The sequence below is a fragment of the Bradyrhizobium sp. CCBAU 11386 genome (genome assembly GCF_028128955.1).
Lineage (GTDB): Bacteria > Pseudomonadota > Alphaproteobacteria > Rhizobiales > Xanthobacteraceae > Bradyrhizobium.
This window is the reverse complement of sequence record NZ_LBKA01000260.1, coordinates 286,182-298,993: the sequence shown is the minus strand read 5'-3', so window position 1 is coordinate 298,993 and position 12,812 is coordinate 286,182. Positions and strand designations below refer to the sequence as shown.

The following is a 12,812-nucleotide window of genomic DNA, read 5'->3' as shown; positions in this document are numbered from 1 at the left end:
TGGCCTCAGGCGACCTCGAACACGCCCTCGACCTCCACCGCCGCATCCGCGGGCAGCGAGGCGACGCCGACGGTGGTGCGGGCGTGGCGGCCCTTGTCACCGAAGGCAGCGACCATCAGGTCGGAGGCGCCGTTGAGCACCTTCGGCCCGTCCAGGAAGTCCGGCGCCGAGTTGATGAAGCCGCCGAGGCGTACCACGCGCGCGACCTTGTCGAGATCGCCGAGCGCCGCCTTGACCTGGGCGAGCAGGTTGACGGCGCAGCCGCGCGCCGCCGCGGCGCCTTCTTCGATCGAGACGCCGGCACCCAGCTTGCCCTTGGCGATCAGCTTGCCGGCGGGATCGAAGCAGACCTGGCCGGAGACGAACAGCAGATTGCCGGTGCGCACCAACGGCACGTAGTTGGCTACGGGGGTGGGGGCCTCGTGCAGCTTGATGCCCTGTTCCGCCAGCTTCTGCTCGACCGTGCCCGCCATCTTCGACCTCGTTGTCCAAAAATCATCCACCCCGGCGCGTCCCATTGGTGGCCGGGTGCGTCCTGTTTCGCCCATCGTGCCGCCACATGCAAGCAACCCCGGCGGGCTGCATTTTGTTGAGGCAGGGCAGGAGGTTCAGGGCGGGGGCCGCAACTTTACGTGAAACGGCCTCAGTTGCGACGCAATGGAACGGTCATTAAAATGTCGAATCTGCTGTCCCCAAGGACGCATCTTCAAGGAACAGACATGATGCACCTTTTCCGGACTTTGCTCGGTGTGATGGCGCTCGCAGCGGCCGCTTGTGGCCCATGCGGCGGGGCGCTGGCCGCCAATGGTCCGTTCCTCGCGCATCAGGCGCTCTATGACCTCAGCCTCGTCAAATCGCGCTCCAATTCGGTCAACAGCGCGCGCGGCCGCATCCTCTACAATTTCACCGGAAGCTCCTGCGAGGGATACACCTCCGAATTCCGCCAGGTCTCCGAGCTCGACAGCGGTGAGGGCAAGGTCACGCTCAGCGACCTTCGTTCCAATTCCTGGGAGGATGCCGCGGGCAAGAGCTACCGCTTCAAGATCGAGACGCGGATGAATGAGGCCGACGCCGGCCGGGTCGACGGTTCGGCGGAGCGCGACGGCGACCACATCAACGTCAAGCTGAAGCTGCCGGCGCCGAAGAGCTTTACGCTCGACGGCAGGATCGTGTTCCCGACCGAGCAGATCCAGCGCATCATCGCCGCCGCCAGGGACGGCAAGTCGCTGCTGGAGCTGTCCGTCTATGACGGCTCCGACGACGGCCAGAAGGTCTACAACACGCTGACCGTGATCGGCCAGCCGATCCCTGCCGACCGTACCACCTCGACCGATCCGTCGACCACGGACGAGCACATGAAATCGCTGAAGCGCTGGCCCGTCACGGTCAGCTATTTCGACCGCGACGCCCAGCAGAAGGAGGGCGAGCAGACGCCGATCTACGCAATGGCGTTCGAGCTCTACGAGAACGGCGTCTCGCGCCAGCTCGTGCTCGATTACAATGATTTCGTCATCTCCGGCGCGATGGGCAAGTTCGACGTGAAGGACAGCAAGCCCTGTAATTGAGCGTCGATCGTCATTCCGGGGCTCGCGAAGCGAGAACCCGGAATCTCGAGATTCCGGGTTCGGTCCTGCGGACCGCCCCGGAATGACGGCGAGAGTTGTTTGTTGGCTCTCACTCGGTGTCGTCATTGCGAGCGCAGCGAAGCAATCCAGAATCTCTCCGAGCAAAGATTCTGGATTGCTTCGTCGCAAGAGCTCCTCGCAATGACGGGCTAGCCCTCAGCGCGCTCTCCAGCTACGCTCCCTCCCAACCACAAACTCCGGGAGGCAAGCACCATGCCCAAGCTCGACCATCTCCGCCCCAGCGGCCTGCATCACAATCCCGCTTATTCCCACGTCGTCACCGCCACGGGCGCGCGGACGATCTACATCTCGGGCCAGGTGTCGACCGACGAGGAGGGGCGGATCGTCGGCGAGGGCGATATCGCCGCGCAGACGACGCAAGTGATGCAGAATCTCGGCCTGGCGCTGAAGGCGGCCGGCGCGAGCTACGCCAACATCGTCAAGATCACGACCTTCGTGGTGAACTACAAGCCGGAGCTGCGCCCGATCATCGGCAAGGCCCGCTCGGCCTTCTTCGAAGGCATGGAGCCGCCGGCCTCCACCCTCGTCGGCGTCTCCGCGCTCGCCGCGCCGGAATGGCTGATCGAGATCGAGGCGGTGGCGGTCGCGGATTGAGGAGACCTCGCAGAATGGGTTGAGCCCTGCGAGGTGGTTTCGAACGAGAGGGAAGACCATGTCGCGGGAGCTTCGCATCGGAGAGGTCGCCAGCCGAACGGGCCGCAGTATTCACACCATCCGTTGGTATGAAGCTCAGGGCCTGATCCCCGGCGTTGTCAGGGATCGCGGTGGACGGCGCGTCTACAGCGATTTTCACGTCGGCTGGTTGGACCTGATGGAGCGCCTGCGCGGCACCGGCATGTCGGTCAAGCAGATGCGCGAATATGCGGCGCTTGCGAAACGCGGCGAAGCAACGCTGAACGAGCGTCACGCGCTGCTCGCAGCCCACCAGCAGCGCGTGCAGGACAACATCCACCGGTGGTCGCAGGCTTTGGCGCTCATCGAAGCCAAGGTCGAATTCTATGAGGAATGGATCGCCGGTGGTGAAAGACCCGCCGTGTCGCCGCATGGACGCCTCAAGGCCGCGCCGGCCTCATTGGCTGCCGGGCGGCCTTAGCACTCTCTCGACCAATGCGGTGTCCATGTACTCGGTTAGCTCGCGCAGTTTTCCGTCCGCCATGCGAATGACGAAGCAGTAGGTGTTGGCGTAGAGCTCGCCGGTAAGCGTCGTCGCATTGCCCCGGCACTCGGCGACGACGTAATCGCCTTCAGCAATGATGCGGGATGCCGTGAGGCTGGTGGGAGCGGTGAATTGTCGGTGGAGAGGCTTCATCAGGCGCTCCAGCACGTCGGCCTTGCCGACATACTCGCCGGACCAGGCCGTCGAGCCGGTGATCCGCCAGACGAAGTCATCTGCCATCGCGGCGATGAACGGGTTGGGGTCTCGGCGTGCGCGCGCATCCATGATGTCCTGAATGAGCGCCTTGTTGTCGGTCACTGTCATGGGCTGTCTCCTTGAATCGAGGCCAGCCATCTCTTTACAGGCTAGAGCATGCTCTAGATCAAGCTCAATCAACCCTGTTTCGGACTGAACCCGTCATGCAAGAGAGCCATCGCTTCATCGGCCCTGTCGGCAGGCACGAAAAGATGATCGTGATGGAACGCCGAAACGGCATTCACGCTGATGCCGGCTTCGGCCAGTCGCGCCGTGATGGCCGTCAGAAAGCCTACCGCATCGAGCGCGGAGTGAACCGTCAGCGTGATCAGGCGCGAGGCAAACGCGTGGCGTAAGCCTGACGCCTCGGCTTCTTCGCGCAGGATCACCAGCGTCGTTCCTTCCTGCTCGCGGAACGTCAGCAGCGGATCGACTGTCGCGGGAATGCGTTCGCCGGGTGGGATCGTGCAGAACACGAACGTGCCGGGCTGCATTTCCGGCTTCATATTTCTCAACAGCGCGTTGAGGTCGCGTTCGTCTGTCACGGTGCCAGCCCCTGGGCGGGCGGGATCGTTTGATCCCTTGCGAAGCTAACGATGCCGGAAGCTGTTGGAGCCATGGCCAACATACCTTTGTATATCTCTTTTAATCCTTCTCATACGCTGACCTTACGCTGGTACAATTGAGCGACGGCGGGAGATTCTTACAATTTGAGTCCACTCGGGTCACTGCGAGGAGGCTCAAATGAACGTCGTCATTCGAAAGCTCAACGGCTTGTGGCACCTCATTATCGGGTCTTGTCAGATCCGAACTCCGTTCCTGGAAACTCAGGATCGGCAGTTGGTCGTTCAGTATGCCAGGCGCGTCTATCCGGGTGCACGGATCTTCGAACGCGACTGAGTTGAGCAGGACGCGATCACTCCCGCTCCTTCTCCGGCCCCTCATACGCAATGCCGCGGATCACCGCGGCGCTGCCGAACTTCTTGCGCAGGCTGTCGACGGCGCGTTCGGCATGGGCGGCGCGGCGGTCGAGCATGTCGGTGTCGTCGGCGGGCGAGCCTTCGCGCAGCGCGCTAACGCCGGCTCCCATCAGGCGGAAGGCGGTGCCGTCGATCTCCTTGGCCAGCATCTCGCGGCAGATCGAAAAGATCTTTGCGGCGAGCTGCGTTGGCGCTGCGATCGACTGCGAGCGCGTGCGCTGGCGGAAGTCGGAGGTCTTCAGCTTCAGCGTGACGGTCGAGCCGGCGAGCTCGCTGCTCTTCAGCCGCGACGACGTCTTCTCGCAGAGGCGCCAGAGAATCTTCTCCAGCGTCGCGAAATCGCGGATGTCGGTTTCGAAGGTGGTCTCGCTGGAGATCGTCTTGGCGCCGCGATCGGGCTCGACGCGACGGTCGTCGATGCCGCGGGCAAGCCGCCACAGCCGGCGGCCGTCGCTCGGAAATTGCCGCATCATCTCGATCTCGTCGGCCTTCTGAAGGTCGGCGATGATGCGGAAGCCGCGCTGCACCAGACGTTGCTGCGTCGCAGGGCCCACGCCGAAGATGAAGCCGACCGGCCTCGAAGCCAGCATCGAACGCGCTTCCTCCTGATCGAGTGCGGCAAAGCCGCGCGGCTTGTCGAGATCGGAGGCGATCTTGGCGAGGAACTTGTTGCAGGACAGGCCGACCGAAACGCTGATGCCGATGTCGCGTTCGACGTTGCGGGCAAACCGCGCCAGCACCTTTGCCGGGATCATGCCGTGAACCCGCTCGGTGCCGGAGAGGTCGAGGAAGGCCTCGTCGATCGAGAGCGGCTCGACCAGCGGCGTCAGCGCCTGCATGGCCTGGCGCACCTCGCGGCCGACGCGGACATATTTCGCCATGTCGGGTCGGATCACGATCGCGTGCGGGCAGGCTTCCAGCGCCTTGAACATCGGCATCGCCGAGCGGACACCATAGGTGCGCGCGATGTAGCAGGCGGCCGACACGACGCCGCGCTTGCCCCCGCCGATGATGACGGGCTTGTCGGCGATGTCAGGATTGTCGCGCTTCTCGACCGTGGCGTAGAAGGCGTCACAGTCGATATGGGCGATGGTCAGGCTCGAAAGCGCGCGGTGGCGGACGAGGCGGGGGGAACCGCAAGCCGAGCAGCGCCGCACGCCCAAATTCTGCAAACCGATGTCCAGATCGGCCAGGCAATCCCGGCAGAAGCAGCGGGGCCCGGCTGCCTCCAGGACGCTCACGGCACGTCGCGCTCCCAGGTCCGGTCGCCGAGCGCGTCGCCCAGCACCTGCCGCGCTGCGGCAACGTTGGTCGGCTGCAGCTCCGAGGCCGTGGCAAATGCCTTCACGGTCGCGTCATCGCGCAGCACGAAATCGAGGACGCTGAGGAGGAAATTCGGGTCCGAGGCCGCGTTCCGCAGGGTCTCCGGGCCGACACCTGTCTCGGCCAGGAACAGGCCCAGCCGCTCGGGCTCGCCCGCGACAAAGGACAATGCCTGAATCGCAACGATTTCAGCGACTTCGCGGGGGTTGTGAACAGGCTTTTTCAAGGGCCCGGTTTGCCTTTCCGTTAACTTTCAGTGTCTACTTTGGAATATGCCCGAGTCTCGCGCCTGAGTCTTGCGACCCCCGACAAGCAACTGGAAACCACATCGCAGAAAGTGGCCCCTCGGGTTTAACGAAACTAGAGCGAATCTGAGGCTAGTTTGAATCCAGTTTTCGAAGCGCCGGGGAGCGGCGCCTGAGGCGTCACATGTATCGGGCTTCGTGCCAATCAGGAGGACGGGATGGCTAAGACCGTCCTGATCGTGGAAGACAACGAGCTCAACATGAAGCTCTTCCGCGACCTGTTGGAGGCGCACGGCTACCAGACCACGGGCACCAGCAACGGCTACGAGGCGCTGGATCTCGTTCGGAAGATGCGGCCCGACCTCGTGCTGATGGATATCCAACTGCCGCAGGTCTCGGGCCTGGAGGTGACGCGCTGGATCAAGGACGATCCGGAGCTGCGCGCCATTCCCGTCGTCGCGGTTACGGCGTTCGCGATGAAGGGCGACGAAGAGCGCATCCGCGAGGGCGGCTGCGAAGCCTATTTGTCCAAGCCGATCTCGGTCGGCAAGTTCATTGAGACGGTCCGGCGTTTTATCGGATAGGAAGTGAGTTCAAAGTGTCCGCGCGTATCCTGGTTGTCGATGACGTTCCTGCCAACGTCAAACTCCTCGAAGCCCGCCTGTCCGCCGAATATTTCGACGTGATGACCGCCTCGAACGGCACCGAGGCGCTGGCGATCTCCCGCCGCGCCGAATGCGACATCATCCTGCTCGACGTGATGATGCCTGACATGGACGGCTTCGAGGTCTGCCGCCGCCTGAAGACCGATCCGGCCACGCACCACATCCCCGTCGTGATGGTGACGGCGCTCGACAGCCCGTCCGACCGCAACCGCGGGCTCGAGGCCGGCGCCGACGATTTCCTCACCAAACCCGTCTCCGACGTCGTGCTGATCGCGCGCGTGCGCTCGCTGACGCGGCTGAAGATGATGACCGACGAGCTGCGCATGCGCGCCATCACCTCGCTCGAGATCGGCATGCAGGCGCCGGAGCGCACTGCGGTCGCCGACACCGGCAAGGGCGGCCGTATCCTGCTGGTCGACGACCGCCAGTCCTCCTTTGAGCGGCTGGCGAGCCTGCTCGCGGCCGAGCACACCGTCGATGTCGAGCCGAACCCGACGGAAGCGCTGTTCCACGCAGCCGAGGGCAATTACGACCTGCTGATCGTCTCGCTCGACCTCAACAATTTCGATGGCCTCAGGCTCTGCAGCCAGGCGCGCTCGCTGGAGCGCACGCGCCATGTGCCGATCCTGGCGATCGCGGACCCCGAGAACTCGACGCGGCTGCTCCGCGGCCTCGAGATCGGCGTCAACGACTATCTGCTGCGCCCGATCGACAAGACCGAGCTGCTGGCGCGTGCCCGCACCCAGATCCGCCGCCGCCGCTACACCGATCACCTGCGCGACAACGTGCAGAACTCGATCGAGATGGCGATCACGGATGCGCTCACCGGCCTGCACAATCGCCGCTACATGGAGAGTCATCTCGCGACCCTCGCCGAGCAGGCCGCAACCCGCGGCAAGCCCCTGGCGCTGATGATCCTGGACATCGACTATTTCAAGTCGATCAACGACAATTACGGCCACGATGCCGGCGACGACGTGCTGCGCGAATTCGCGGTGCGGGTGCGCAAGTCGATCCGCGGCATTGATCTGGCCTGCCGCTACGGCGGCGAGGAGTTCGTCATCGTGATGCCGGAGACCGATCTCCACGTCGCCGGCATGGTCGCCGAACGCCTGCGCCGCTCGATCGCGGGCGAGCCGATCGCGATCCACAAGGGCACCAAGCGCATCGAGGTCACGATCTCGATCGGGCTGACCACGCTGGAGCAGAAGGGCGAGGCGGTCGCCGACGTCCTCAAGCGCGCCGACACTGCGCTCTATCGCGCCAAGCACGACGGCCGCAACCGCGTGGTGTCGCAAGCGGCGTGAGGGCGGCTCGCGCAAAATGTGCGAAAACAACCCCATGCACAGTAGCCGGCGCTAGTCGGATCAAGGGCTTACGCGGGTGGCAAGGCGGTTTGACTCGTCGGGCAAGACAGGCGCATTTTGGCAGGATGCGACGGTCCCACAAGTTCCGCTGTCATTCCCCGCCACCGGGTCTCGCCTTCGGCGAGCCCGATGACAGGCTCCGGCGGGGAATCCAGTACGCCGCGGCCTCTCGGTTCTAGCCTCACTGTCTCTGGAATACTGGATCACCCGCCTTCGCGGGTGATGACACCGTAAGGTACGGCGGCGGCGGTTATTGTGGCGCGCGCTTGTGCCGCTTCACTTGCTTCACCGTACCATCACCACCATCCCCCACATCCACCCCCGCATTCCGCAGCAGCACCGTCGCGGCTTCCTTCGCGGCGCGCGCCATCGCGGGGTCGTCGCGCACGAGGTCCTGGGCGATGGCGCCGTCGACGAGCAGCACGAGCTGGGTTGCCAGCGCGTCCGCATTCGCAACACCGAGCTCGTCGAGCCGCTCCCGAAACCAGACGCGGCGGCTTTCCTTGAAGGCGACCGCGATCTTCTTCACGGCGCGGTCCTGAGGGCCGAGCTCAGCGACCGCATTCACGAACGGGCAGCCGCGAAAATCCTTCGCCGCAAAGCGCCGCTCCAGCGAATCGAAGGTGGCGAGGATCTGCTCGGCCGGCGGCATGTCGGAAGCGCGCGGCTGCACGAAGCGGCGCTCGAGGTAAGCCGCGATCAGCGCGTCCTTGGAGGGGAAGTGGTTGTAGAGCGTGCGCTTGGAGATGCCGATCTCGGCCGCGATGGTGTCGACGCCGATGGCGCGAATGCCTTGCAGATAGAACAGCTTGTCGGCGGTCTCGAGGATCCGCTCCTTCATCGTCTGTGGGGTCGTCGGGGGAGCCATGCAGCAGCGCGCGTCCTGTTCGCTTGACAGCGTGCACCTCTTCATAGCCTAAGTACACAGGTCTGTGTAACCAAAATCAACTGATATTGCAGACGTCGGCGCTCGCGCCGCGCCCACGAGGGAGAAGAAAAATGCCCCTGTTGCAGGTCCTGCGGCCGACTTTGCCCATCCTGATCGGTGCCTCGATTATGCTGACGCTGAGCATGGGGTTGCGGCAGAGCCTCGGCATCTTCATGCAGCCGCTGACTCACGACATCCACATTTCGATCTCGGATTTTACGCTGGCGCTCGCCGTGCAGAACCTCGCCTGGGGCTTTCTCCAGCCGCTCGCCGGCGCGATGACGGTGCGCTACGGCTTCCGTCCGATCATGATCGTGGGCGCGCTGATGTACATCGTAGGCCTCATTCTGATGGCGACCGCCAACGGACTCGTCAGCATCATGATCGGCGCCGGCGTGCTGATCGGCACCTCGCTCGCCTGCACCGCGGCCGCGATCGCGATGTCGGTGGCCGCGCGCGCTGTGCCCGAGACCGTCCGGTCCACCGCGCTCGGCATCGTCTCCGGCGCGGGCTCGCTCGGCGCGCTGCTGTCGGCGCCGATCGGGCAGTTGCTCAACGAAGGCTTTGGCTGGCGCATCGGGCTCGCCGGCTTCGTCATCATGTCGGTGCTGATGATCCCTGCCGCCGGGTATGCGGGACGCGTCGACAGCATTCCGCTGCCGAAACCGTCCGCCGACGACATCGGCGATGCCACGGCCGCGACGGCTGCGAAGACGGCGTTCGGCAATGCCTCCTTCGTGGTGATGACCTGCGCCTATCTCGTCTGCGGCATGCAGCTCGTGTTCCTGACCACGCATCTGCCGTCGTACCTTGCGATCTGCGGCCTCGATCCGATGCTGAGCGCGCAGACGCTCGGCATGATCGGCGGCTTCAACGTGCTCGGCTCGCTGTTCTTCGGCTGGGCTGGCCAGCGCTGGAACAAGCTGGCGCTCTTGGGCGGGATCTACATCCTGCGCTCGCTCGCGCTCGCCTGGTACTTCATGCTGCCGGCGACGTCGTTCTCGACGCTGCTGTTCGGCGCGATCATGGGCTTCCTGTGGATGGGAGTAGGGCCGCTGGTGGCAGGCGCGGTCGCCGAGATGTTCGGCCTGCGCTGGCAGGCCATGATCCAGGGCCTTGCCTTCATGAGCCACCAGATCGGCAGCTTCCTCGGCGCTTACGGGGGAGGGGTGCTGTATGACGCGCTCGGCTCGTACACGATGGCCTGGCGCATCGGCGTGGCGCTGGGCCTAGCCGGCGGCATCGTGCAGGTGGCGTTCGCGCTGACCCGGCCGTCGCAACCGCCGGCGCCGGTGCTGCGGACGGCTTAACCGGACGCGAGCTCATGAGACTCACGGTTTTGGCGCGCATCGGCGACCCTGGGAGTCGCACGTCGTCCGACGCGGAGCTTCCTGCCTGAACCTCACGCGCGGGTTGATATCACAATAGGTGTTCCACCGGCCGGACGCCGATGCCAGGCACTGCTCTTTCGTCTCATACATGCAGTCGCCGGAATAGCCGAGCTGGCCACCGAAGACGCACCAAGGATAATCGCGTTCAGCGTTTGCGGCGGACGAAAGCCCCACCAGCATGAATACAACGAGCAAAGCGAGTCGCATTCGACCCTCCATCATGTAAAGCCGACAGACCATAGAGCATTCTGAAAACAATTGGAGCCTGGATAAGGAGCCGGTGCAGCTTTGCTGGCTGCTGCCGCCGGCATTGTCCAGATCGCGTTTGCGCTGATCAGGCCGACTGCGCTGCCGTCGCCGGTGCTGCGGACGGCTTGAAGAAACAGAGCTCGGTATCTCACCGTCACCCCCGCGCAACCGCGAAGCGGTTGTCGCTGGAGGCGGCCGCTTTCTTCAGCGGCCCTCGAAGGGCGACGGCCCGGCCGATGCAGCGGGATCGTTCATCCTTCGAGGCTCTCCAAACGGCGCGTTGCGCCGCATGGCTCGTACCTCCAGCGACAACGGCTTCGTCGTTGCGCGGGGATGACGGATCTAACAAAGGCGGGACCTTAAGGCCCGCCGCAAGCGCTCATCGCAATGACGGCGTGGAGGATGACTAGTCCGTCAACTTCAGTCTCGTGCCCCGGACGCAGCGCTCCTTGAGCGGTGCGCTGCAGAGCCGGGGCCCATGTTGCCGCATCATGCAGTGTTGCCTTCTGGGTCCCGGTTCTGCGCAGCAGCGTTGCACGCTGCGGCGCGTCCGGGACACGAGAGTGGCACAAATAAAAACGGGGCCCAGTGGGCCCCGCAAAAGTCCTTCAGCATATCCCGCGATCTTACTTGATCTTGGCTTCGCGGAATTCGACGTGCTTGCGCGCCACGGGATCGTACTTCTTCTTGACCAGCTTGTCGGTCATGGTGCGCGAATTCTTCTTGGCGACGTAGTAGAAGCCGGTGTCAGCCGAGGACACGAGCTTGACCTTGATGGTGACCGCTTTGGCCATGTTCTGAACCTCAGAAATGAAAGGAATCTGGAGCCGGCCAAACGGCCCGCGTTGGTCGGCAACCTAGCCAGAAACCGCCTGATGTCAAGGTTTCGAAGCATTTTCCAGCGAAGTGGGCACCGGTTCGCGTCAAGAAAACGCGTCAAAAACAACAACCTAGAGCCCCGCCAGGGGCTCTAGCGCGAAAAACCACTCAAATCGGGCCGATTACCCCTCGAAGAAGCGGTTTTTCGGGCGCGGCAGGCCCAGATTCTCCCTCAAAGTGGCCCCTTCATACTCTTTCCGGAAAATCCCGCGGCGCTGGAGCTCCGGGACCACCTTGTCGACGAAATCGTCGAGGCCGGCGGGCAGGAACGGGAACATGATGTTGAAGCCGTCCGAGCCGCGCCCGACCAGCCATTCCTCCATCTGGTCGGCGATGGTCTTGGCGGTGCCGACGAAGGCGAGCCCGCCATAGCCGCCGACGCGCTGGGCAAGCTGGCGCACGGTGAGTTTTTCGCGCGCGGCGAGGTCGACCATGCGCTGGCGGCCGCTCTTGCTGGCGTTGGTCTCGGGGATTTCGGGGAGCGGTCCGTCCGGATCGAAGCCGGAGGCATCGGTACCGAGGATGACCGAGAGCGAGGCGATGGCGCTGTCGTAATGCACGCGGCTGTCGAGCAGAGCGCGCTTCTCTTTGGCTTCATCGACGCTGTCGCCGACCACGACGAAGGCGCCGGGGAGGATTTTCAGGTGCTCGGGGTCGCGGCCGACCTTCGCCATGCGGCCCTTGATGTCGGCATAGAGCTTCTGCCCGTCGGCAAGGCTGCCGCCGCCGGTGAACACAGCTTCCGCGGTCTCGGCCGCGAGCTGCTTGCCGTCGTCGGAGGCGCCGGCCTGCACGATCACCGGCCAGCCCTGTACCGGGCGGGCGATATTGAGGGGTCCGCGCACCTTCAGATATTTGCCGTTGTGATCGAGCGTGTGCATCTTCGAAGGATCGAAGAACAGCCCGCTCTCGACATCGCGCACGAAGGCGTCGTCGGCGAAGGAATCCCAGAGGCCGGTGACCACGTCGTAGAATTCGCGGGCGCGCTTGTAGCGCTCAGCGTGCTCCATGTGATCGTCGAGACCGAAATTCAGCGCCGCGTCCGGGTTCGAGGTGGTGACGATGTTCCAGCCGGCGCGCCCGCCGCTGAGATGGTCGAGCGAGGCGAAGCGGCGCGCGACGTGATATGGCTCGTCAAAGGTGGTCGAGCCCGTCGCGATCAGGCCGATTCGCTCCGTGACCGCGGCGAGCGCCGACAGCAGCGTGAACGGCTCGAACGAGGTCACGGTGTGGCTGCGCTTGAGCGCATTGATCGGCATGTTCAGCACGGCGAGATGATCGGCCATGAAGAAAGCGTCGAACTTGCCGGCCTCGAGCTTGCGGATCAGTGTCTTGATGTGACCGAAATTGAAATTGGCGTCCGGCCAGGCGCCGGGATAGCGCCAGGCGCCGGTGTGGATGCTGATCGGGCGCATGAACGCGCCAAGCTTGAGTTGCCGTTGTGCCATCGCCCCGTATCCGTTCTGGGTGTCGTTCGCAAACACATAGGGACGCGGAGGAACTCTGCCATTGGGGCAGGTGGGAAGAATCTTTTGTTTTTCGCCGTCAGCTCAGTACAAACCCGTCATTCCGGGGCGCCGCGTCAGCGGCGAGCCCGGAATCCATTGGAGGCGCCAAAGCTTCCACATCGTCATGGCCGGGCATAGCCGTCCGAAGGACGGCGTCGCTTCCGCTCGCCTACGTCCCGCCATCCACGCCTTGCCGCACGGGTCGAACAACGTGGATGCC

General features: G+C 64.1%; 16 protein-coding genes. 7 read left to right on the top strand and 9 right to left on the bottom strand.

Features of this window, described 5'->3' with window-relative positions:
- Positions 1-5: 5 nt before the first annotated feature.
- On the bottom strand, positions 6-473 hold the full coding sequence (locus XI09_RS43370; RefSeq protein WP_271572410.1) for a RidA family protein: 468 nt from the start codon (positions 471-473) through the stop codon (positions 6-8).
- A 246-nt stretch (positions 474-719) separates the two neighbouring features.
- On the opposite strand from XI09_RS43370, the gene XI09_RS43365 reads away from it, so the two are divergent.
- The 3 genes from XI09_RS43365 to XI09_RS43355 all read left to right on the top strand — a co-directional run bounded on the left by XI09_RS43365 (position 720) and on the right by XI09_RS43355 (position 2,739).
- Positions 720-1,565, top strand: coding sequence for a cell envelope integrity EipB family protein (locus XI09_RS43365; RefSeq protein WP_271572409.1), 846 nt, complete (start codon positions 720-722; stop codon positions 1,563-1,565).
- Positions 1,566-1,838: 273 nt separating this feature from the next.
- Complete coding sequence (locus XI09_RS43360) at positions 1,839-2,240, top strand: RidA family protein (RefSeq protein WP_028171561.1); 402 nt, start codon at positions 1,839-1,841, stop codon at positions 2,238-2,240.
- A gap of 58 nt (positions 2,241-2,298) precedes the next feature.
- Positions 2,299-2,739, top strand: coding sequence for a MerR family transcriptional regulator (locus tag XI09_RS43355; RefSeq protein WP_271572408.1), 441 nt, complete (start codon positions 2,299-2,301; stop codon positions 2,737-2,739).
- On the opposite strand, the gene XI09_RS43350 is transcribed toward XI09_RS43355, so the two are convergent.
- Positions 2,716-3,126, bottom strand: coding sequence for a nuclear transport factor 2 family protein (locus XI09_RS43350; RefSeq protein ID WP_271572407.1), 411 nt, complete (start codon positions 3,124-3,126; stop codon positions 2,716-2,718). The two genes, XI09_RS43355 and XI09_RS43350, sit on opposite strands and share 24 nt — an antisense overlap.
- A 68-nt stretch (positions 3,127-3,194) precedes the next feature.
- Complete coding sequence (locus tag XI09_RS43345; protein WP_271572406.1) at positions 3,195-3,602, bottom strand: ACT domain-containing protein; 408 nt, start codon at positions 3,600-3,602, stop codon at positions 3,195-3,197.
- Positions 3,603-3,801: 199 nt separating this feature from the next.
- Between XI09_RS43345 and XI09_RS43340 the strand changes: the two genes are divergently transcribed.
- Positions 3,802-3,957: a hypothetical protein gene (locus tag XI09_RS43340; protein WP_201760246.1), complete on the top strand. Its 156-nt coding sequence runs from the start codon at positions 3,802-3,804 to the stop codon at positions 3,955-3,957.
- A gap of 16 nt (positions 3,958-3,973) precedes the next feature.
- Here XI09_RS43340 and XI09_RS43335 read toward each other — a convergent pair whose 3' ends face one another.
- Positions 3,974-5,278, bottom strand: coding sequence for a DNA polymerase IV (locus XI09_RS43335; protein WP_271572405.1), 1,305 nt, complete (start codon positions 5,276-5,278; stop codon positions 3,974-3,976).
- Entirely contained in the window at positions 5,275-5,586 is a 312-nt protein-coding gene (locus XI09_RS43330; protein WP_271572404.1) for a DUF3572 domain-containing protein, read from the bottom strand. The genes XI09_RS43335 and XI09_RS43330 overlap by 4 nt, the downstream gene beginning before the upstream one ends.
- 237 nt (positions 5,587-5,823) lie before the next feature.
- On the opposite strand from XI09_RS43330, the gene XI09_RS43325 reads away from it, so the two are divergent.
- Both XI09_RS43325 and XI09_RS43320 read left to right on the top strand, forming a co-directional pair.
- The gene (locus XI09_RS43325; RefSeq protein ID WP_027547216.1) at positions 5,824-6,189 is read left to right on the top strand and encodes a response regulator; all 366 of its coding nucleotides are present in this window, start codon (positions 5,824-5,826) and stop codon (positions 6,187-6,189) included.
- A gap of 14 nt (positions 6,190-6,203) precedes the next feature.
- Positions 6,204-7,577: a PleD family two-component system response regulator gene (locus XI09_RS43320; RefSeq protein WP_271572403.1), complete on the top strand. Its 1,374-nt coding sequence runs from the start codon at positions 6,204-6,206 to the stop codon at positions 7,575-7,577.
- Positions 7,578-7,887: 310 nt separating this feature from the next.
- On the opposite strand, the gene XI09_RS43315 is transcribed toward XI09_RS43320, so the two are convergent.
- Complete coding sequence (locus tag XI09_RS43315) at positions 7,888-8,505, bottom strand: TetR/AcrR family transcriptional regulator (RefSeq protein WP_333939202.1); 618 nt, start codon at positions 8,503-8,505, stop codon at positions 7,888-7,890.
- A gap of 131 nt (positions 8,506-8,636) precedes the next feature.
- On the opposite strand from XI09_RS43315, the gene XI09_RS43310 reads away from it, so the two are divergent.
- Positions 8,637-9,875, top strand: coding sequence for an MFS transporter (locus XI09_RS43310; protein ID WP_271572401.1), 1,239 nt, complete (start codon positions 8,637-8,639; stop codon positions 9,873-9,875).
- 21 nt (positions 9,876-9,896) lie between these two features.
- On the opposite strand, the gene XI09_RS43305 is transcribed toward XI09_RS43310, so the two are convergent.
- From XI09_RS43305 to XI09_RS43295, 3 genes are all read right to left on the bottom strand, one after another.
- Complete coding sequence (locus XI09_RS43305; protein ID WP_271572400.1) at positions 9,897-10,163, bottom strand: DUF3551 domain-containing protein; 267 nt, start codon at positions 10,161-10,163, stop codon at positions 9,897-9,899.
- A gap of 668 nt (positions 10,164-10,831) precedes the next feature.
- Complete coding sequence (gene rpmG, locus XI09_RS43300; protein WP_007603295.1) at positions 10,832-10,999, bottom strand: 50S ribosomal protein L33; 168 nt, start codon at positions 10,997-10,999, stop codon at positions 10,832-10,834.
- Between the two features lie 207 nt (positions 11,000-11,206).
- Entirely contained in the window at positions 11,207-12,532 is a 1,326-nt protein-coding gene (locus tag XI09_RS43295) for an LLM class flavin-dependent oxidoreductase (RefSeq protein ID WP_271572399.1), read from the bottom strand.
- Positions 12,533-12,812: the final 280 nt, after the last annotated feature.

Excerpts from the sequence above, each read along its gene's own strand:
- XI09_RS43370 (WP_271572410.1), bottom strand. The coding sequence starts at position 473 with ATGGCGGGCACGGTCGAGCAGAAGCTGGCGGAACAGGGCATCAAGCTG.
- XI09_RS43365 (WP_271572409.1), top strand. The coding sequence starts at position 720 with ATGATGCACCTTTTCCGGACTTTGCTCGGTGTGATGGCGCTCGCAGCG.
- XI09_RS43360 (WP_028171561.1), top strand. The coding sequence starts at position 1,839 with ATGCCCAAGCTCGACCATCTCCGCCCCAGCGGCCTGCATCACAATCCC.
- XI09_RS43355 (WP_271572408.1), top strand. The coding sequence starts at position 2,299 with ATGTCGCGGGAGCTTCGCATCGGAGAGGTCGCCAGCCGAACGGGCCGC.
- XI09_RS43350 (WP_271572407.1), bottom strand. The coding sequence starts at position 3,126 with ATGACAGTGACCGACAACAAGGCGCTCATTCAGGACATCATGGATGCG.
- XI09_RS43340 (WP_201760246.1), top strand. The coding sequence starts at position 3,802 with ATGAACGTCGTCATTCGAAAGCTCAACGGCTTGTGGCACCTCATTATC.
- XI09_RS43325 (WP_027547216.1), top strand. The coding sequence starts at position 5,824 with ATGGCTAAGACCGTCCTGATCGTGGAAGACAACGAGCTCAACATGAAG.
- XI09_RS43315 (WP_333939202.1), bottom strand. The coding sequence starts at position 8,505 with ATGGCTCCCCCGACGACCCCACAGACGATGAAGGAGCGGATCCTCGAG.
- XI09_RS43310 (WP_271572401.1), top strand. The coding sequence starts at position 8,637 with ATGCCCCTGTTGCAGGTCCTGCGGCCGACTTTGCCCATCCTGATCGGT.
- XI09_RS43305 (WP_271572400.1), bottom strand. The coding sequence starts at position 10,163 with ATGCGACTCGCTTTGCTCGTTGTATTCATGCTGGTGGGGCTTTCGTCC.
- rpmG (WP_007603295.1), bottom strand. The coding sequence starts at position 10,999 with ATGGCCAAAGCGGTCACCATCAAGGTCAAGCTCGTGTCCTCGGCTGAC.
- XI09_RS43295 (WP_271572399.1), bottom strand. The coding sequence starts at position 12,532 with ATGGCACAACGGCAACTCAAGCTTGGCGCGTTCATGCGCCCGATCAGC.